The following is an 18,724-nucleotide window of genomic DNA, read 5'->3' as shown; positions in this document are numbered from 1 at the left end:
CATTTCGACAATCCAGCACCCTAAGGTAGTAGTTTGATTTCGAACTTGACTTCCTAGATCGAAGCCCGCGTCATAGATTGAGCACCCTGAGGGCAGTCGCAAAGGCTGTATCCCGGTCCCCGCCCATCTCTATATAGCTACAGCCAAGGCGCTTGCACTCCGCCTGGAGAGCATGGCTGCGTTCGACGACTTTGCGCCGCACGATGTATATTCTTCCGGTCCCGTACTCTCCAGCCAGTCCGGCGCGCTACCCAAGTCGTCGAGTGTGATCGCGGTGTTTCCGAGGAAAACGGCGCTGAGGCCGCTGACTTGCGGGGTGATCTCCCTGGAGAAGCCCGGCGTGATCAGATCACCACCGATGAGACAGGCGTCATTCCCGATATCCACGCAGCAAATGGCGGTCGATGTCGTCGAGGTCTGTTATGGATTCCATATTGCGTCGAAAACCGGAATCCATGGAACATGCCGTGTGCCAGTTTGCAATCCACAGATGGGCAACTGAGGGTAAAAGCCAGCGGCCGACGGAGTGTCCTACATGAATATTCCTACCCCAGCCGATATCCTAGCGGCCGCCGACCAGCTGGCCCCTTACCTCGGGCGGCCGACCCCCTTGTACCGGTCCGCCGCTCTGTCCGAGCTGCTTGACGCCGATGTCTGGCTCAAGGTCGAAACAACCGGGCCGATCGCCTCGTTCAAACTGCGCGGTGCGCTCAATGCGCTGCTGATGGCTTCCGGGAAGCCGGCTTCGGCCGTCACGGCCTCGACCGGCAATCACGGCCAGGGCGTGGCCTATGCCGCGCGCCTCCTCGGACTCGGCTCGGATATCTTCGTGCCCGAGGGCTGCGTCGCCGAAAAGCTCGCCGCGATCCGGCGCTTCGGCGGCCGGCTTTTCATCGGTGGGAGCGATATCGACGCCGCCAAGGAAAATGCCCGCCACCATGCTGCCGAAACCGGCGGCGAATTCGTCGATGACGGCGAGAGCGGCCCGCTCATCGCCGGCGCGGCGACCGCCGGGCTCGAGATCGGGCAGGGGCTCGCCGATATCGATGCGGTGCTGGTGCCGATGGGCAGCGGCTCGCTCGCAGCCGGCACCGGGCTTGGTGTGAAGATCCACCAGCCGCAAGCAAGGGTCTGGGCGGTGCAGTCCGAAGGCGCTCCGGCGATGGTCGACAGCTATCATGCGCGCCGTCCCGTTGAGCGGGACATTCACACCATCGGCGACTGCATCGTCTGCCGGGTGCCCGCCAAGCTGGCGCTGGCAGGTCTGCTGGAGTCGGTCGACGATGCGTTCCTGGTGCCGGAAGCCTCGCTGCTGCCGGCGGTCCAGACTGCCGCCATCGCCGGACGCGTCCTGGTCGAGCCCGGCGCGGCGGCTGGCCTTGCCGGCGCCTGGCACCGGCGCGACCAGATCAAGGGCAGGCGCATCGTGATCCTGCTGACCGGCGCCAATGGCTCGGCCGCGCTCTTGCAACAGGCGATGGCTGGGCCGGACCTGCGGAACTTTACTCGATCTTCCGGGTGAGCGTCACATCGGCCGCCACTCGCGTCTCCTCCCCGGCACCGCTCGTCAGCCGCACCAGCATATAGCCCGATATCAAAATCGCTGCTGCGCCGAGACCCTGCAGGAGTGTCAATGTTTCGCCAAGGAAGACGTAGGCGAGCCCGACGCCAAAGATCGGGATGATATTGAAGTAGCTGCCGGCGATGGCGGCAGGAACCGATTTCAAGGCCGTTATGTAGAGCCAATAGGCCGCCGCGTAGTAGAGAAGTCCAGAGACCGCGGCCGCGGCGAGCAGTCCGGGCGGCAGCGCCGCTATGTCCGCTGGAGATCCGTATTGCGTACCAGCGGAGAGCAGGGCAAGCGCCCAGGCAAGACCTGCGGTCTGCTGGATCGCGACGGTAACGGACGGATCGACAAACTCACCGAGCTTTCGTGAGAACACCGTGTAGAAAGCGCAGCAAAGCACAGCTCCCAGCAAGAGCAGGGTTCCCGCCGCATCGCCGCCCAGGTCACCCAGGGCACCGCCCAGATCGGCGACGAAGCCTACTCCGACCGCGCCGATCAGCATCGTGAGCAGCAACCGCCAGGTGATCGCTTCGCCGAGAACCAGTGCGGCGAGTCCCAGGATCATCAAGGGCTCGGCCGCCCACAGCACGGTTGAAACGCCGGCTGGAATACGGGCTACGCCCATCAGGCTCAGCGTGTAGGATATTCCCGGATTGAGGATTCCCAGCAAAGCGAGCGGAACGAGATGCGCTCTGGCAGGAATCGGGCGTGCTGCCGCGGCTGCGACGATCCACAGCGCGAGCGCGCTCGGCGCCAGTTGCAGGACAAGCAGGGTGACAGGAGGAATCGACGCAAGCAGCGCCTTACTCAAGACAGTTGCGGCGCCCCACAGGGCGCAAGCCGCGATCAGGAGGGCGGCGGGTGGCAGGCGAGATGAATGACGGACCATGGCGATCTCCGGAAGATGTTACGATGACGGGAATTGCGACGAACGCGCTGGCGTCCGGCGCAGTCATCCGCGTCGCATTGGTCGTAACCGGGTTTCCGGGGAGGTCTGGTCATTCTCGCATCACGCGCAGCACGCTGATCGGCGAGGTTCGCAGCAGCTTGATGCATTCCTTTCCTGTTCGGCCAGCCAGCGATCCCGCGGCTTGCAACTGGCCGGGCGCGGCGAGAGTTCGACCACGATTTTGCCGTCCGTCGTGACGGGGCTGGCGGCGCAATGAAGCTGCATCGGGCGCGATCCGTCGCTGACTTCGAAGGTCAGCTTCGCGCCGTGGTCGAGAGAAACGTGCTCGGTGACCTTGCGAATGATCGCCGCAAACTTGCCGGCCGTCATCTGCTGCGGCGCATCGTTTACGTCCCACAGCTGGATGAATATCTCCGTCCACGCCTCGGGATTGGCGCCGCAATCGAGGGCGGCGAATGTGCCGGCCTTGACCTCTGTCACATGGTAGCCGCGTTGGGTGAGCTTGCCGTCGTAGCGAAAGGCGAGAGGGCTTGCCGCATGGCCGGCCAGCGCGGCAAGCAATTCGCCGATGGTCATTTCTTCGGGTACCGGCGCTGACCGCGCCATTTGCTCATTGCCAAGGGTCGTCATCTCGGATAATCCATATTTCTATACTTTTAGGAATATCAAAATATGGATGAAGGTCAAGCCCAGATTGCCTTTGCGGCCTTGTCGCAGGAAACGCGGCTGCGCATCCTGCGCATGCTGGTCGTCGCCGGCCCGGACGGACTTGCGGCGGGCAGCATTGCCGCGAAAGCCGAAGTGAGTGCCTCTAATGTCTCCTTCCATCTCAAGGAGCTGGAACGGGCAGGCCTTGTCGCGGCACGTCGTGACGCCCGCTCGATCATCTACAGCGCCGAGTATGATGCGCTGAGCGGTCTTATCCGTTTCCTTATGGAAGACTGCTGCTCCGGCCATCCCGAAATCTGCGCACCAATCCTCACCGCCGCCACATGCTGCGCGCCCACCAAGGACCGCATCCAATGAATCGGCGGATCTACAATGTCCTGTTCCTGTGCACGGGCAATACCGCCCGCTCGATCCTCGCCGAAAGCATTCTCCGGAAGGACGGCGAGGGGCGCTTCAGAGCGTTCTCGGCCGGCAGCCAGCCCAAGGGGAAAGTCAATCCCATCGCCTTGAAGGTCCTGGCGGCACTGGACTATCCGACGGACGGGCTGCGCTCGAAGGCGTGGGACGAGTTTGCCGTGGCCGGCGCACCCGTCATGGATTTCGTCTTCACCGTCTGCGACAGCGCGGCGGGAGAGATCTGCCCCATATGGCCGGGTCAGCCGATGACTGCGCATTGGGGGATCGAAGATCCCGCCGCGACGGAGGGGACCGGGATGGAAAAGGAACGTGCCTTTTCGACGGCGGCGCGGTTCCTGAAAAGCCGTATTGATGCCTTTCTGAGTCTGCCTTTGGCGTCGATCGACCAGATGGCGCTGCGCCACCAGTTGCGGCGGATCGGCGTGGCCGAGGGAGCGACGGTGCCGGTACTGCTGCCTGTCGAGGGATCCGCGCCTGACCTCCGAGAAGCGCTCGCTGTTGAGGGGCTGCCCACCGGCGATCTCACGGAGCAGGGGCGGAGATTCTTCCGCGTGATGCGGAACGGCGCGACGGTCGGATTCGCCGGCTATGAGCTCTTCGGTGAGAATGCCTTGCTGCGCTCGATCGTGATCACACCCGACAACAAGGGCAAGGGATTAGGCGAGGCCACGCTCCGACACCTGATCGACAAGGCGAAGGAGGAGGGCGCCCGGCAGGGCTATCTCCTGACGATCTCGGCGGCACCCTACTTCGAGAGACTGGGCTTTTCGCGCATCGACCGGGCCGTCGCGCCCAAGGCCATCATGAACAGCATGCAAGCCGCCTCTCTCTGCCCGGCATCGGCGATCATCCTCACCAAACCCTTCTCGTCCTGATCTCATGTCCATATTCGAACGCTTTCTGACTCTCTGGGTGGCCCTCTGCATCATTGCGGGCGTGGCGCTCGGCCATTTCCTCCCAGGACTTTTCCACGCCATCGGCGCCGCCGAGATCGCCAAGGTCAATATCCCCGTCGCGGTGCTGATCTGGCTCATGATCATCCCGATGCTGCTGAAGATAGATTTCGCCGCTTTGGGCGAAGTCGGCCGTCATTGGCGGGGCATCGGCGTGACGCTGTTCATCAATTGGGCGGTCAAGCCATTCTCCATGGCGCTGCTCGGCTGGCTGTTCATCGGCTGGGTGTTTCGTGAGCACCTGCCGGCGGATCAGATCGATTCCTATATTGCCGGCCTGATCATTCTCGCCGCCGCGCCTTGCACAGCCATGGTGTTCGTGTGGTCTAATCTCACCAAGGGCGAGCCGCACTTCACCCTGTCGCAGGTCGCGTTGAACGATGCGATCATGGTGGTGGCCTTCGCGCCGATCGTCGCTTTGCTGCTCGGACTTTCGGCGATCACGGTCCCATGGGATACGCTCGCTCTCTCCGTCGGCCTCTATATCGTCATTCCCGTCGTCATCGCCCAGCTTGTCCGCCGCGGCCTTCTGGCGTCCGGCGGGCAGGTGGCGCTCGACAGTCTGCTCAAGACACTGCAGCCATTGTCGCTCTTGGCCCTTCTTGCCACTCTGGTCCTGCTGTTCGGCTTTCAGGGCGAGCAGATCATCGCGCAGCCGCTGGTCATCGCGATGCTGGCGGTGCCGATCCTGATCCAGGTTTATTTCAACTCGGGCCTTGCCTATCTTCTCAACCGGCTGTTCGGCGAAAAGCACTGCGTGGCCGGTCCATCGGCCTTGATCGGCGCTTCCAATTTCTTCGAGCTGGCTGTTGCAGCGGCGATCAGCCTGTTCGGCTTCAGCTCGGGTGCGGCGCTGGCAACCGTGGTCGGCGTGCTGGTCGAAGTGCCGGTCATGCTTTCTGTCGTCGCGATCGTCAACCGTTCCAAAGGTTGGTACGAGCGCGGCACCGGCGAGGCGCGTGCAAGCGAAGGCGAAACCGCGGGTTGATCAGGCGCGGCGCCCGCTCAGCACCGCGAAGCGCCAGGACGTGAAGCTGCAATCGACATCGCTCAGTCCCGCATCGCGCATCCAGACGAGTTGCGCCTCGACCGTGGCGCAGCGGTCGAAGGCCATGCGCTCTGCCGCCCGCGCGATCTCTGCCTCAGGCACGCCGAGCGCACGGATGTCCTCGTGCCAGAAGCGGACATAGCGCGCTTCCGCCGCGGCTGTCGGTCCCAGAACCTGCTCGGCATTGACAAACAGGCCGCCCGGCCGCAGGGCGGCGGCGATGCGGGCGAAGAGATCCTGCTTGGCGCGATCTTCCAGATGGTGGATGGCCAGCGCCGAGACGATGAGATCCCACGGGCCGCCGAGGTCGGCGCCCGCCATATCCGCCATGCCATAGGTGATGGATGGATTACCTTGAAAACGCTCCCTCGCCTGATCGAGCATGCCGATGGAGGCGTCGATCAGGTGGATTTCGGCTTTCGGGAAGCGCTCGAGGATCATGGCGGAGAACAGCCCGGTGCCGGCGCCGAGATCGAGCATGCGAAAAGCGTGCGCGCTCATCCATTCCTCGATGAGGCGAAGGCCGGCCCCGTAGAACGCGTTGAAGCAGGGGATGAGGCGGCGGCGCATCGCGTCGTAGCCTTGCGCATATTGGGTTAAAACCGTAGCGGAGGGGGCGGATGTCTTCATGAGGCAAGCATCATCTGTCGTCTTGCACCTTGAGCGCTGCGGCGCGCACGTCGCTCGGTGTCGTTCCGTAGCGGCGCCTGAAGGTGCGGTTGAAGTAAGACAGATCGTTGAATCCGGCCTCGAATGCAAGTGCTGTAATGCTTTGGCCGGAGCGGCGCGGATCGTTCAGCATGCGATGGGCGCGGGCAAGGCGCTGCGACAGCATATAGTCGGAGAGCGATGTGCCCTCGCTCTCGAACAGTTTACGCACATAGCGCGGCGACAGCCCATGGCGGGTCGCGATCTCATCGGCGCTGAGCTGTGGAGCGTTCGCCACGATGTCGGCCTTGATGGCGCGCAGCCGCGCCACGCGAACGCCCCGACCTCTGGCGATCTCACCCGCATCACGCGTCGCGCCCATGGCGAGCGCCATGAGATCGAAGATATGTGTCGCCGCCAGGCTGTTGAGTTCGGGAGGCTCATCGGTATTGAGATCCTGCACCGCCCTCACATAGTCGATCAGCAGCCGCATGGCGCCGCCACCGGTCGGTAAGGGGCGCATGAACGCGGCGTCCGCGTTGCCGACCAGCGGCGTCAGGCGACGCATCGAGAAGCTCATATTGACGAAGCGCAGGCCACCTGGCCGGATCTGGCTGATGCCCACCTCGCCGCCCCTCATCAGCAGTGCCTGACACCCGTCGACCGTTTCTTCCGAACCGCGATGTTTCATGACACTGCCGCCCGCGAGTGCCACCAGCAGGATAGCGTCGTCAGTGTCGATCAGGGAGGCTGACCGATGGGCGCGCAATTGCGACGTTTCACCGATGGCGATGCCGATGCCGGGCAGGCCGCGCAGTGTCATGTCGACATTGATTGGCGCCTGCGGGTCGACATCGATTTTGAGCACCGTCCTGCCATAGACCTCGCGCATGATCTCGATACGGTCTTTCTCCGGAAGCGCATCGGTCCGCAAGCGCAGCGCGGCGGACGGACTAGGTATGCTCATGCATTCTCCCTGCGTGCCGACGCGATCATCGCGTCACGCCGTGGGAGTCTCGATACAGGGCCATTAGGGCCAATTTATGGGCCGCCTTGTCCAAGCCGCTCAGCGAAGTCGTCCCTAGTTTCCGGCGCTCTTCAGATGCGCAACCGAATCCCAAGGACGAGCATATGTTTCATCCCCATTTCTGGAAGATGCTGAAAGAAGTGGCCGCAGCCGGCTGCAATGCGCGTGTATTCATGCTGACCTTTATGGTTGGCCGGAACAGGAGCGCCAGCGAGGCGGACGCTGCGAAGCCAGCACTGCGGGCTGAGGAGGACAGGTGAAGCAACCGCACCGCATCTCGCCGATGCCGCATCTGCGCCGCGAATAAGCCTCATCGCGCGACGCACTTGTCGGCGGACGGTGGCTTGCACCCAATCATTATATATTATATAGAAGTGTATATTGTTATTGGAGATATTTGATGCCACCTGTGAAAATCACCGAACAGCTATCTATCGGCGGACAGCCGGATGAGTCGGCGTTCGCCGCTTTCAGGGCAGACGGCTATGCCGGGGTGATCAATCTGCGCCCCGATGGGGAAGAGCCCGGCCAGCCCGGCAACGAGGCCGAGAGCCGCGCCGCAAAGGCAGCCGGCCTCGACTACGATTTCATTCCCGTGACGGGGCCGACGATCACCGAGGCCGATATCCGCGCCTTCCAGGAGGCCGTGGCCGACACAAAAGGCCCCGTCTTTGCCCATTGCCGGAGCGGGACGCGCGCGCTGACGCTGCATGTGCTCGGCGAAGTGCTGGACGGCCGCATGAAACGCGACAATGTCGTGGCGCTCGGCCGCGCGCATGGCTTCGATCTCGCCGGCGCGGCCGTGTGGCTGGACCGGCAGGCCACCCGCACGCCGATCGTGACGGGGTTCTTCGAGGCGCGGACATCGAGCATCCAATATGTCGTCACCGATCCGGCGACGAAGCGCTGCGCCATCATCGATCCGGTGCTCGACTTCGACGAGCGATCGGGCGCTACCGGGACCATGAGCGCCGACGCCGTTCTGGCCCATGTCGAAAAGGAGGGGCTCACCGTCGAATGGATTCTCGACACCCATCCGCATGCGGACCATTTCTCCGCCGCTCACTATCTGAAGGAGAAGACGGGAGCGCCGACGGCGATCGGCTCACATGTCATCGACATGCAGAGATTATGGCGCGACCTCTATAACCTTCCGGCTCTGGCGACCGACGGCTCGCAGTGGGACCGGCTGTTCGCCGAAGGCGACAGCTTCAAACTGGGCTCGCTCGCGGGCCGCGTGATGTTCTCGCCCGGCCATACGATGGCCTCCATCACCTATCTCCTCGGCGATGCGGCCTTCGTCCACGACACGCTGTTCATGCCCGATTCCGGAACCGCCCGGGCGGACTTTCCAGGCGGCAGCGCAACGGCGCTGTGGCATTCGATCCAGGCGATCCTGGCGCTTCCCGAGGACGCGCGGCTCTTCACCGGCCACGACTATCAGCCGGGCGGTCGCCATCCACGCTGGGAAAGCACGGTGGCCGAGCAGAAGCGGCGCAATTCGCATATCGTGGACATGGACGAGCAGGGCTTTGTCGCCATGCGCGAGGCGCGCGATCGCACCTTGCCGATGCCGCGCCTCATCCTGCACGCGCTGCAGGTGAACATGCGCGGCGGCCGCTTGCCGGAGCCGGAGGCGAATGGCCGGCGCTATCTCAAATTCCCTCTCGACGCGCTCACGGGGGCGGCATGGTGAGGCCGTCATCGGTCGAGAAGCATCCGCGCCTGGCGCGCGCCGATATGGAACGGCGCGCGGAGGAAGTGGCGGGCCTCCTCAAGACGCTGTCGCATCCGGTGCGGCTGATGCTGGTCTGCACGCTCGTCGAAGGTGAATATTCCGTCGGCGAGTTGGAAGAGCAGATCGGGGTCGGCCAGCCGACCCTGTCGCAACAGCTGGGCGTCCTGCGCGATGCCGAGATCGTCGGGACGCGGCGCGATGCCAAACAGATATTCTATCGGCTGGCCGATGCGAAGGCGGCGGAGCTGATCGCGTCTCTCTATGCGATCTTCTGCGCCGGGGAGGGGCGGCGATGAGCGCGTACTGGCCTTCGCTCGTCGGCGGCATGCTGCTCGGGCTCGCCGCCATGCTGCTGCTCCTCGTCAATGGCCGCGTCGCCGGTATCAGCGGCATCGTCGGCCGGCTGCTGCAGCGAGAAGGGCCGGCGCACAACGCGGCCTTCGTGATCGGCCTCATTCTCGGGCCATGGGCCTATGGCGCGATGTTCGGCGCGTTTCCCGCGGTCACGATAGTGGCCGGATGGCCCGTCATCATCGTTGCCGGCCTCCTTGTCGGCTTTGGCACCCGCATGGGGTCGGGCTGCACGTCGGGGCACGGTATCGTCGGGCTGGCCCGTCTTTCGCCGCGCTCCATCGCTGCGACGGCGAGTTTCCTCATCGCTGGGGTACTGGCGGCCACGCTTTTGGGAGCTTTCCGATGAACCGCCTTGTCCTTCTTCGTCTGCTTGTGACGCTGGCGAGCGGCCTAATCTTCGGCTTCGGCCTGTCGCTTTCCGGCATGATCGATCCCGCCCGCGTGCTGGGCTTCCTCGATATCGCCAGCGGGAATTGGGATCCGAGCCTGGCTTTCGTGCTCGGCGGCGCCGTCGCCGTGGCGCTGCCCGGCATGATGCTGCAGCGCCGGCTCGCCCGGCCGCTCCTCGAAGAGCGTTTTCACCTTGCCGAAAAGACGCGGATCGATCGACGCCTTGTGCTCGGTTCGGCGATCTTCGGGGGAGGCTGGGGGCTGGCCGGTTTCTGTCCAGGCCCGGCCGTCACCGGCCTTGGCATGGGTATTGCGCCGATCGCGCTCTTCGTCGTGGCAATGGCCGCCGGAATGATTGCGTATGACCGGCTTCTTGGGCGAGGGCCTGAGGGCGGGATCAGCGCAACCGGACTTGAGCGTGGGTCAGGCGCTTGAGATCCTCGCGATAACGCGCCAACCGCTCTGGCTACCACTTCAACGCCAATCAAGGCGCATCCGGCATGGAAAGGTCCGCCGGGATGAGCCGGCGGACGAGGTGTGGGAGGATAAAATCAGATGCATGTAACCAACACCGTCGCCCCCGAGAAGTTCCGCATCGTGCGCGTGTGCGTTTCCACCGGCTTCGCGGGGGCAGGGAACCTTTATCCCGGCTGATCGTTTAACCGAACGTTTCATGAGGCTCGATTAATGTTTGGACGCACCAAATGCTGAAATGGGCAGTAATATTCTTCCTGATTTCGATCGTCGCGGGGGCCTTGGGCTTTTCGGGCGTCGCCAGAGGCGCGGCCGGCATTGGGAAAGTACTTTTCGTGCTGTTCCTCATCCTGGCTGTCATCGTCCTTGCTCTGATCTTCGCGGGTGTCGCCGTCGTGACCTGAACGTGGTTTGCGCCGTCATCATCGTCCTGTTTTCGACGAGGCTAAGCTCTGATCGAAACCCTGTCGCCAATGAACTCCCCATCCTCCACCGAGCGATTGCAAAAGGCGTTGAGTGACGCCGCTCCAGCCGCTTGGGATTTTGATACGGCGTCGAACATGCTCTTCATGACGGATGCCGCGCGTGCGATCTATGGATTTGATCGGCAGCAGAGTGTCGCGGTCGGCGACTTCATGGCGGCGATAATTCCGGATGATCGCGACAAGGTCATCGAGGGCACGTCTCGATTCCTCACCGGTCAGAATATCCGCTATCGCATACATCACTCTGGCAGGGGCGTGAGATGGATCAAGGCGCGGGTCAATGCGCATGCCGATCCGGACAATGCAGCTAGGATCGCCGGCTATACGGGCACGATCGAGGATGTGACCGACGAAATGGATGCGGCCCATGCCTTGATTGAAAGCGAAGAGCGCCTGCGCTTTGCCGTCGAGGCAGGGAAGATGGCGATCTGGGAAATCGACCTCGAAACCGGCGTGGTGACGATCACGCCGGAACTGAACGCGATGTTCGGCTTCCCGCGCGACTACAAGCCGTCGCTCGCCGAGCTTCGATCCCGCTATGCGCCGGGCGAGCTCGAAAAAGTTGGCCGCCTGGGCGCCAGCTGGGAGGTGGTCAAAGACCTGGTCGCGAGCGGACAAATGGCCCCTCGATCCATCGGGGAGATGCCCAAGGATGACGACCGCACGCAGGTGAGCGCCGAGTTGTCGATCATCGTGCCGCCGAACAGGACCAAGCATCTTCTGTACCGGGCCCAATATATCTATTCCCTGCACGGGCGACCGAAGATCACGGGCTTTCTGGTCGACATAACGGACAAGCGCTATGCCGAGGATCAGCTGGGCGTCGTCGCGCGCGAGTTACGCCACCGCGTGAAGAACTCCTTCACCGTGATGCAAGCTCTGGCCCGGCAGATCTTCAACCAGGACATCGACAAGCGCACGGCTCTGGAGAGCTATCTTGGACGCCTGCAGGCCCTCTCGCTCGCCAACGACATCGTTCTCGATACCGAAGTTGATGCGGCGAATATTCAGGAGATAACGGAACGTCTCACCGCGCCTTATCGCGAGGTGCGGCAGGATCTCGATTGTCCTGAACGGGCCGCCGACCGGGATCTCTGGCCCCGGTGTCACCGGCTTGAGCATGGTCCTCCACGAGTTGTGCACCAATGCGCTCAAATACGGCGCCTTGTCTCGGGCGGAGGGACAAGTTTTCCTGAACTGGGCGGAAACCGGCAATGGCGGGATCAATCTTGAATGGCTGGAACAGGGCGGACCTGAAATAGGTGACTCCATTCGCGAAGGATTTGGCACAAGGCTCTTGACCCGTATGGTGCGCGATACACTTTCGGGCTCAATCGACTTGCAGTACCGGCCCGGCGGGCTGTGCTGCCTGATCTCCACTGGCGCGCTGAACCGGCCTTGATCCGCGCCGGTCTATCCCTGTTCGTGCTTATCACCGGAATACCGATCGGCGGCCACCGTCCAGAACTCATGCTGGAGTATTGTCGCGAGCGGGGTGGGAATTCGCGGTGGCCGCCCGGTTGGGCTTAATCCGCCGCTCACGCATGGCCGTACGCCACTCGCTCTCAGCAGCTGCAATGGGACTGGCTGTCAATGAATTTTGATGCAAACGCGAAGCTCTGGGAATAGCGGAGGTGCAACCTGTCCCAGCGTTATGGAGTAGCGTTTAGGCGATAGTTGCGGCAACCCGCTAGTGAGTTTAAAGTTCCACGCAAGATTCGTGCCTAAGCGACATTGACACTCATGCCTGATCCCGATATGCGGGTTTGAGCCTCAGATATTCGCTTGAGGGGGGATTCCAATATGCACATAAGTCGCTCAATAGCGACAGTGCGCGAAAATGCCTTCGGCGACGTCCGTGTCGCGACGAAGTTGGCGATAGGTGCGATCGAGCTTGTCGATTTTCGCGGACTCATTTCCCAACACTGGTTGTGTCGAATAGCGGAGTTCAATCCTGGCGACGTCGTCGATAGGCAGGTCGAACTTTTGCATTATCATCTCGCTGCATGGCGGAGCGCTCAATCAGGCCCATATAGCAATTGTCAGCGCCAAATTCACGATGCGTGTCCGGCGCCGCGGGCCAGCCCTTCAATGAACCATAAAACGACGAAACCACCCAGGACGAAAGTGAATTGACGGTATGATGTTGAGCAAATTCATTGAGCCGTTTGGCTACCGACTCACGAAAGCGCAAAAAAAGGGCAACGGCGCAAGCGTCCTTGTCGTCACGATGCCGAAATCCGGCTCATTGTTTCTCGCTAAGACCTTGAAGAGAACGCTAGATCTGAAGCGGATACACGTTTCGCCAGGCTACTTTCCGATCGACCACGCCGACATCAGGTCGATGGCTCAGCTTTCAATGGGCGGTTTCGTGGCGCAATCCCATCTGAGTGCCTGTGAAATTAATCTCAACATTCTCTCTCACTACTGCGACAAATGGATCTTACATTTGAGAGACCCCCGCGCCGCGCTTCTGAGCTGGACACATCACAAGGAGCGGACAGATGTCAGTGGCCAGCCTGAAACTAACCTCAGAACGGTACCGCTCGAGCCCCCGGTATACTTTTCAATGAGCTTCAGCGAGAAGATCGATTGGCAAATCGATCATCACGTGCCCAATCTCATTCGGTGGATCGAGACATGGTGCAAGGCCCTAGATAGCATTACCTATAGGGACCGCATCATCGTTTCCAAATACGAGGACATGGTCGGTCGAGACGAGGCGTTCATGCACGAACTTCTCATAGACCTTGGCCGCGAGATACCCGCATCGATCGAGTTGGCCCAAAAGGACATGAGAAGTCATTTCCGGAATGGGGCAGTTGATGAGTGGAGAGCCGCATTCACGCCTGTTCAGATCGAGCGGGTGGCAGAGATGATTCCGCACCATCTGATGGAACGATTCGGATGGGATAAGGTCTAGGCGGGTAAGCCGGCCGTGATCATGGCTGACCGAGAGCAGTAGACGGTGCGACTTTTCCAGAGGCTGCGCCGGCGAGTTACGGGCTGCGAAACGCATCGCTTCGTGAGGGGGACTACTGGACGGCAGCCTCATCAACTGAAGAACCAAGGCAAAGCTCCATGCGCGCACCAAAGACCGCCTGACCTGGTGACCACCGGTTCCCTTGCCGGCAGGACCAAAGCCAAGCCACGTAAAATCGCCGTTGCGGCGCACGCCCAGCCTAAAGGTCTACCCACCTCATCGGATATGTCGGCCTCGGCGGCCAAGTGATGCTGTTTGGCTTTGGTCCGACTGGAAGCGGCAGTGCCGGGCGCCAGGCCGGACAATCCTTTGTTCGCTCGAACAAGCGAAACGCGACTTCCTTGAGTTCGGCCGCACTGGTCTTGCGGATTTTGTATCGACTGTCGCGCTTCATCAGATCTCGGAGCAGAAAGCTATCCATAAGGCCGGCATCAACCAGGGATTGGTTGCGCAAGATCCGGCCGTCGCTTGTCGTGAGCTCCTGGGTCAGGAGATCCGTAACTGTTCCCCAGACGCCACCGCGGTCGAGAGAATCGACAATTGTGGCCGGCGTACCGAAACCCATCGAAAGAGAGACGGGCCCCGAGGGACCCAAGATCGCAAACCGCGCCAGGCTCACGGCCGCGGCCTGAAGCATGAAGCTATCAGGCCTTCTAGCGAGATCAATGAAGCCTTCGCGCTTTTTGAAGGGCGCCATGCCGGTATGCCCAAGCCTGACCACCTGGCCACCGAGGCTGATGATGAAATCGACGAGCTCGTCGAAGGCCTCCGGTGTGTTGTCGCGCTCGCCACTGTGCGGCCGGAACTTGTAGCTGCTCTCGCGATGGTGGATCGTCGCGTGCCATTGGTCGGGCCTGAGGCCGAGCGTGACGAGCTGCTCCTTGAGGCGTGGGGATTGGTCATCCGGAAGCGCGAGCGGCACCGGATCGGGAAAGGTATGAATGGTCATCGATCGCGCCATTTGATTGGTGACGACCATGTCATAGTAGGTGGCGCGGCCGCCATTGAGGCGACCGACGTCAGGGTATCGACGGGGCTCGATATCGGGCTTGAAACGCCGCAGGATTTTCGGCCACTCGCCAGGGAGGGGCTCGGCCAGGTCGATCAGCGGGGAGAGCGACATCACGTCCCGGGAATAGGGGCGGACGTCGCGATATTTGATATGCAGCCTGGCGTAATCGAATTGATGGGCGAGTGTCGAAAGGAACACGACATTGGCGAGCAGATCGCCGAGCGTGACTTCGGTCGTGATGCCGAGGATTTGAAACGGCCGCTCAGGCTTGAGGCCTACATTGTCCGTCTTGTTTCCCGCTGGCATATCGCGCTTTTGCAGTAGTCTAGCCATGAATGCTCTATAATAGGCGCCCTGACGTCAAGAGAAGCGTCGTCGTTCTCTCGTGGCGCGAGCGCCCATATCACCACAAACATCGCCTGGGTAGGTAGTCTCTTGCAGCACGCCTCAGGATGTGAATGCCACGGCTGGAAGAATGTCATGAATTTGTCGCCGTGTCATTGCAGGCCGAGCGCCTATTGGATTTGGCCCTTCAGCCAAATATCCCGCAAGTCCTACCGCTTGCTCTCGAAATTGAATGAGAGGTTTTCTGCAGCACGTACCTAGTTACTCCTTCCTCAGCGTGCCCAGGTGAAGCGTCTCTATTAGGCGACGAAATAGTCGCCGTCCCATGCGCCGGTCAGGGATGTCAATTTTGATTACCTAGCGGCAGCGCCGCAAGGCGCGGGTCTTCCGGCACAAACTCACGCCGCAAACCAATTTGGATGCTTGCTGGGCCATCTTACGGAGGCCCGTCAACCGGTCCGCATGGCCGGATGCGCACGCCGCCGCTCCCGCCAGCTTTGTGTCTGGTCCGGCGCTTCAGAGCGCCGCTCCGCCCTCGCGGCCGACGATCCGGCGCAAGTCAGGCCCGGAAGCGTGTGCAGGAGGGACGATGCAGGGTCTCCGGCAATCGGTCTCGGTCCCGGCCAATCTCCGTTTCTTCATCGTTCAATATCAAGGCGTCGTCACTCGCGATGCCGCCGCGGACGCCGATGCTGTCAAATTCCTGTGTTTACCGGAAAGCATCGCATCCGGTAGCTTTTGCCTCCATTGTTTCTGGCAAGTGACAGGTCAAACCTATTCGTTTACAGCCGGGCAGCCGATGGATAATTTGCGAGAAAAACTATACTGGAGAATCTCTGCAACAGTGGCACGCACTTTGGAAGACCTGATGGGGAGTAGGAATGGTTTCTGGAATGATCGCAAGATTCTGGTAACTGGACATACCGGGTTCAAAGGCAGCTGGATGGTGACCATGCTGTCTGCGCTCGGCTGTCGGGTGACTGGCTACGCGTTGGCGCCAAACACAAACCCGAATCTATTCGACCTTCTGGCCATCGACCGGCTGCTTGCCCGCAACGAATTTGCCAACATCCGCGACAGCGAGCGCCTGAAGACTGTGGTCTGCGAAAGTGAGCCGGAGTTGATCGTACATATGGCCGCGCAACCGCTCGTGCGGTTCGGTTATGCCGACCCCCATACGACCTGGGATACCAATGTCATGGGTACCGTCAACCTGCTCGAGGCCGCCCGGGCATGTGCATCGGTGCGCGCCGTGGTGGTCGTGACGACCGACAAATGTTATGAAAATAACGGCTCGCTGTGGGGTTACCGTGAGATCGACCGCCTCGGCGGCCATGACCCCTATAGTGCCTCCAAAGCCGCCAGTGAACTCGTCGTTGACAGCTACCGTCGCTCCTATTTTTCACATGCTGGCGTGCTGGTGGCGAGCGCCCGCGGCGGCAATGTCATCGGCGGCGGTGATTGGAGCAGTGACCGCCTGATTCCCGACGCGGCGCGCGCGGTAGCGCAAGGCGAGAGCCTGCAAGTGCGCAATCCCGGGTCGACGCGACCCTGGCAGCATGTGCTCGATTGTGTCGATGGTTATCTCACTCTTGCCCGGCGCCTGCTGGATGGCGAAACGAAGTGTGCGACGGGATACAATTTCGGACCGGAGCCGTCGTCGAACATTACCGTCGCCGAACTTCTCGCCCGGGTGAAAAAAGCCTGGCCGGAGCTGGACTGGAGGGCGGATGTCTCCTCGGCTGGCGCACTGCATGAGGCTGCTTTCCTGTATCTCGATTCCAACAAGGCGCGCCGGGAATTGAACTGGGTGCCCAAATGGAGCATAGACGCGACCGTTGACGCCACAGCCGAATGGTATCGGGCCGTTCAAGCTGATCCGCAATCCGCTGCTTCCGTTACGGAGCGGCAGTTACAGGCATTCCTGAGCCATGGATAGAATTCGCTGTCGTTCCTGTGGCTCTGTGCTGCGCTATCCAGTCTGCGACCTGGGGCTGTCGCCGATCTCCAACGCCTTCATTCAGCCAGATGACGCCGCCAAGGGCGAGGTCTTTTATCCCTTGCGTGTGGCGGCGTGCGAGAAATGCTGGCTTGTTCAACTCGACGGCAATTTGGACCGCTGCGTTCACTTCCATGGCGATTACGTCTATTTCTCGTCATTTTCCGCGAGTTGGCTGGAGCATGCTCGATGCTATGTCGAGAAGATGATTCCGAGGTTTGGCCTGAGTTCCGGTAGCCGCGTCATGGAACTGGCCAGCAACGATGGATATCTGCTGCAGTATTTCGTGGGCAAGGGCATTGCCAGCCTGGGCATCGAGCCGACGGCGAATACGGCGGCCGCGGCGCGCGAGAAGGGCGTTGAGACGCGTGAAATATTCTTCGGCAGAAAAACCGCCGGTGACCTGGCGGCCGAGGGCTGGCGGGTCGATCTTCTCCTTGGCAACAATGTTCTGGCGCATGTGCCGGAGATCAACGATTTTGTCGGCGGCATGCCGGCCGTATTGAAGCCGGAAGGCGTCATTACCCTGGAATTTCCACACCTGCTGACCATGCTCGCGGACTGTCAGTTTGATACGATCTATCACGAACACTACAGCTATCTCTCACTGATGGCGCTGGAGCCGGTATTCCAGCGTGCCGGCCTTCGCATCTTCGACGTGGAGCAGATCCCGACCCATGGCGGCAGCCTGCGACTCTATGCCTGCCATGACGACGCTGGCCACGCACGCAGCCAAGCGGTCACCAATGTGCTCGAGCAGGAAGCAGCCGCCGGGCTGAACTCGGCGTCGGCTTATGCCGCCTTCGCGGAACGGATCCGGCAGGTGAAGAAGTCTCTTGTGACGTTTCTAGTCGACGCAAAGAGCCAGGGAAAGCGCGTGGCCGCCTATGGCGCTGCCGCGAAAGGCAATTCGCTGCTCAATTATTGTGGCGTCGGCGCCGATCTCATCGATTTTGTGGCCGACAAAAATCCCGCGAAACAGAACCGATTGCTTCCAGGCTCGCGTATTCCGGTTCTAGACCCTCAGGAGATTTTCCGGCGCCAGCCGGACTATCTGCTGATCCTTCCGTGGAATATCAGGGACGAAATCACGCGGCAGATGGCCGCCATTCGCGATTGGGGCGGGCGTTTCGTGGTGGCAATTCCAACGCTGGATATCGACTGATGCGGTTCAGCCAGTCGTCATTGCCCGGCGCCTTCATCGTGTCGCTTGAGCCACATGCGGATGTCCGTGGTCTGTTCGCGAGGACTGTGTGTGAGGAGGAATTCGCGCGGGCAGGGCTGAACGGACGTTTCGTGCAGCAGAGTCTGTCCTGGAATCCTCGCGCCGGCACGCTTCGGGGCATGCATTTCCAGAAGCCGCCGCACGCAGAAGACAAACTCGTGCGCGTGACGCGCGGCGCGGTCTTCGATGTGATCGTCGACCTTCGCCCCGGATCGGAGACCGAACGCAAATGGTTCGGTCTCGAATTGTCGGCCGATAATCGCCTGCAGCTTTACATACCCAAGGGCTTCGCCCATGGTTTCCAGACATTGGCGGCGGACACCGAAGTTCTCTACCAGATGACCGAACCGTTTCACGCGGGCGCGGCGAGCGGCTTCAGATGGGATGATGCCTCGGTTGCGGTAGAGTGGCCTCAGGCACAATCACGCCTGATCGGGGAGCGAGACCTCGCATTACCCTTTTTAGCCGAAGCGAGTTAGA

Annotated in this window: 22 protein-coding genes and 2 pseudogenes; 18 read left to right on the top strand and 6 right to left on the bottom strand. The window is 61.4% G+C overall.

The annotated features are described in order from the left end of the window. Positions 1–172 precede the first annotated feature (172 nt). Both G5V57_RS28855 and G5V57_RS28850 read left to right on the top strand, forming a co-directional pair. Entirely contained in the window at positions 173–502 is a 330-nt protein-coding gene (locus G5V57_RS28855; RefSeq protein ID WP_165171833.1) for a hypothetical protein, read from the top strand. Positions 503–535: 33 nt separating this feature from the next. Beyond that, on the top strand, positions 536–1,522 hold the full coding sequence (locus G5V57_RS28850; protein ID WP_165171831.1) for a threonine/serine dehydratase: 987 nt from the start codon (positions 536–538) through the stop codon (positions 1,520–1,522). Here G5V57_RS28850 and G5V57_RS28845 read toward each other — a convergent pair. Further along, a complete protein-coding gene (locus tag G5V57_RS28845) occupies positions 1,503–2,456 on the bottom strand; it encodes a DMT family transporter (RefSeq protein ID WP_165171829.1) in 954 nt (317 codons plus the stop codon). The two genes, G5V57_RS28850 and G5V57_RS28845, sit on opposite strands and share 20 nt — an antisense overlap. A 120-nt stretch (positions 2,457–2,576) precedes the next feature. Continuing rightward, on the bottom strand, positions 2,577–3,107 hold the full coding sequence (locus G5V57_RS28840) for a DUF6428 family protein (protein WP_246737416.1): 531 nt from the start codon (positions 3,105–3,107) through the stop codon (positions 2,577–2,579). A gap of 42 nt (positions 3,108–3,149) precedes the next feature. On the opposite strand from G5V57_RS28840, the gene G5V57_RS28835 reads away from it, so the two are divergent. From G5V57_RS28835 to arsB, 4 genes and pseudogenes are all read left to right on the top strand, one after another. Next, positions 3,150–3,503 carry a helix-turn-helix transcriptional regulator gene (locus tag G5V57_RS28835; RefSeq protein WP_165171827.1) on the top strand — a complete coding sequence of 118 codons (354 nt, stop codon included), beginning with the start codon at positions 3,150–3,152 and terminating at the stop codon, positions 3,501–3,503. Next, positions 3,500–4,009 (top strand): annotated as a pseudogene (locus G5V57_RS34640) (arsenate reductase ArsC); the annotation flags it as partial. The gene G5V57_RS28835 and the pseudogene G5V57_RS34640, both read left to right, overlap by 4 nt. Further along, positions 3,986–4,438: an arsenic resistance N-acetyltransferase ArsN2 gene (arsN2, locus tag G5V57_RS34635; RefSeq protein ID WP_246737745.1), complete on the top strand. Its 453-nt coding sequence runs from the start codon at positions 3,986–3,988 to the stop codon at positions 4,436–4,438. The pseudogene G5V57_RS34640 and the gene arsN2, both read left to right, overlap by 24 nt. Positions 4,439–4,442: 4 nt before the next feature. After that, on the top strand, positions 4,443–5,504 hold the full coding sequence (gene arsB, locus G5V57_RS28825; protein WP_165171823.1) for an ACR3 family arsenite efflux transporter: 1,062 nt from the start codon (positions 4,443–4,445) through the stop codon (positions 5,502–5,504). On the opposite strand, the gene G5V57_RS28820 is transcribed toward arsB, so the two are convergent. Together G5V57_RS28820 and G5V57_RS28815 are read right to left on the bottom strand one after the other, a co-directional pair. After that, the gene (locus tag G5V57_RS28820) at positions 5,505–6,194 is read right to left on the bottom strand and encodes a trans-aconitate 2-methyltransferase (protein WP_165171821.1); all 690 of its coding nucleotides are present in this window, start codon (positions 6,192–6,194) and stop codon (positions 5,505–5,507) included. It lies immediately after the preceding gene. Between the two features lie 10 nt (positions 6,195–6,204). Further along, positions 6,205–7,179, bottom strand: a complete 975-nt coding sequence (locus G5V57_RS28815; protein WP_165171819.1) for a helix-turn-helix transcriptional regulator — start codon at positions 7,177–7,179, stop codon at positions 6,205–6,207. Positions 7,180–7,265: 86 nt separating this feature from the next. Between G5V57_RS28815 and G5V57_RS28810 the strand changes: the two genes are divergently transcribed. The 8 genes and pseudogenes from G5V57_RS28810 to G5V57_RS28780 all read left to right on the top strand — a co-directional run bounded on the left by G5V57_RS28810 (position 7,266) and on the right by G5V57_RS28780 (position 11,913). Continuing rightward, the gene (locus tag G5V57_RS28810; protein WP_165171817.1) at positions 7,266–7,499 is read left to right on the top strand and encodes a hypothetical protein; all 234 of its coding nucleotides are present in this window, start codon (positions 7,266–7,268) and stop codon (positions 7,497–7,499) included. Between the two features lie 140 nt (positions 7,500–7,639). Further along, on the top strand, positions 7,640–8,935 hold the full coding sequence (blh, locus tag G5V57_RS28805; protein ID WP_165171815.1) for a bifunctional sulfur transferase/dioxygenase Blh: 1,296 nt from the start codon (positions 7,640–7,642) through the stop codon (positions 8,933–8,935). Then, positions 8,929–9,273 carry a sulfite-sensing transcriptional repressor BigR gene (bigR, locus tag G5V57_RS28800; RefSeq protein WP_165171803.1) on the top strand — a complete coding sequence of 115 codons (345 nt, stop codon included), beginning with the start codon at positions 8,929–8,931 and terminating at the stop codon, positions 9,271–9,273. The genes blh and bigR overlap by 7 nt, the downstream gene beginning before the upstream one ends. Further along, positions 9,270–9,677, top strand: a complete 408-nt coding sequence (locus tag G5V57_RS28795) for a YeeE/YedE family protein (RefSeq protein ID WP_165171801.1) — start codon at positions 9,270–9,272, stop codon at positions 9,675–9,677. Before bigR ends, G5V57_RS28795 begins: the two co-directional genes overlap by 4 nt. Then, on the top strand, positions 9,674–10,156 hold the full coding sequence (locus G5V57_RS28790) for a YeeE/YedE family protein (RefSeq protein ID WP_165171799.1): 483 nt from the start codon (positions 9,674–9,676) through the stop codon (positions 10,154–10,156). Before G5V57_RS28795 ends, G5V57_RS28790 begins: the two co-directional genes overlap by 4 nt. 269 nt (positions 10,157–10,425) lie before the next feature. Then, complete coding sequence (locus G5V57_RS28785) at positions 10,426–10,599, top strand: DUF1328 domain-containing protein (protein ID WP_165171797.1); 174 nt, start codon at positions 10,426–10,428, stop codon at positions 10,597–10,599. Between the two features lie 69 nt (positions 10,600–10,668). Next, positions 10,669–10,992 (top strand): annotated as a pseudogene (locus tag G5V57_RS35450) (PAS domain-containing protein); the annotation flags it as partial. A gap of 30 nt (positions 10,993–11,022) precedes the next feature. Continuing rightward, entirely contained in the window at positions 11,023–11,913 is an 891-nt protein-coding gene (locus G5V57_RS28780) for an HWE histidine kinase domain-containing protein (protein ID WP_246737414.1), read from the top strand. Between the two features lie 585 nt (positions 11,914–12,498). On the opposite strand, the gene G5V57_RS28775 is transcribed toward G5V57_RS28780, so the two are convergent. Continuing rightward, positions 12,499–12,672: a hypothetical protein gene (locus G5V57_RS28775; protein WP_165171793.1), complete on the bottom strand. Its 174-nt coding sequence runs from the start codon at positions 12,670–12,672 to the stop codon at positions 12,499–12,501. A 148-nt stretch (positions 12,673–12,820) separates the two neighbouring features. Between G5V57_RS28775 and G5V57_RS28770 the strand changes: the two genes are divergently transcribed. After that, on the top strand, positions 12,821–13,603 hold the full coding sequence (locus tag G5V57_RS28770; protein ID WP_165171791.1) for a sulfotransferase domain-containing protein: 783 nt from the start codon (positions 12,821–12,823) through the stop codon (positions 13,601–13,603). Between the two features lie 259 nt (positions 13,604–13,862). Here G5V57_RS28770 and G5V57_RS28765 read toward each other — a convergent pair whose 3' ends face one another. Then, entirely contained in the window at positions 13,863–15,008 is a 1,146-nt protein-coding gene (locus G5V57_RS28765; RefSeq protein WP_165171789.1) for a TIGR04372 family glycosyltransferase, read from the bottom strand. Positions 15,009–15,609: 601 nt separating this feature from the next. Here G5V57_RS28765 and rfbG point away from each other — a divergent pair. Genes rfbG through rfbC form a run of 3 tightly spaced genes read left to right on the top strand, consistent with a single transcriptional unit; the run spans position 15,610 to position 18,723 of the window. Then, positions 15,610–16,959 carry a CDP-glucose 4,6-dehydratase gene (gene rfbG / locus G5V57_RS28760; RefSeq protein ID WP_246737413.1) on the top strand — a complete coding sequence of 450 codons (1,350 nt, stop codon included), beginning with the start codon at positions 15,610–15,612 and terminating at the stop codon, positions 16,957–16,959. Further along, positions 16,952–18,184: a class I SAM-dependent methyltransferase gene (locus tag G5V57_RS28755; protein ID WP_165171787.1), complete on the top strand. Its 1,233-nt coding sequence runs from the start codon at positions 16,952–16,954 to the stop codon at positions 18,182–18,184. The genes rfbG and G5V57_RS28755 overlap by 8 nt, the downstream gene beginning before the upstream one ends. Beyond that, positions 18,184–18,723: a dTDP-4-dehydrorhamnose 3,5-epimerase gene (gene rfbC / locus G5V57_RS28750; protein WP_165171785.1), complete on the top strand. Its 540-nt coding sequence runs from the start codon at positions 18,184–18,186 to the stop codon at positions 18,721–18,723. Before G5V57_RS28755 ends, rfbC begins: the two co-directional genes overlap by 1 nt. Position 18,724: the final 1 nt, after the last annotated feature.

It is taken from the genome of Nordella sp. HKS 07, assembly GCF_011046735.1.
GTDB lineage: Bacteria > Pseudomonadota > Alphaproteobacteria > Rhizobiales > Aestuariivirgaceae > Taklimakanibacter.
Note: the sequence above shows the minus strand (reverse complement) of the source record. Positions and strands in the feature narration are given on the sequence as shown.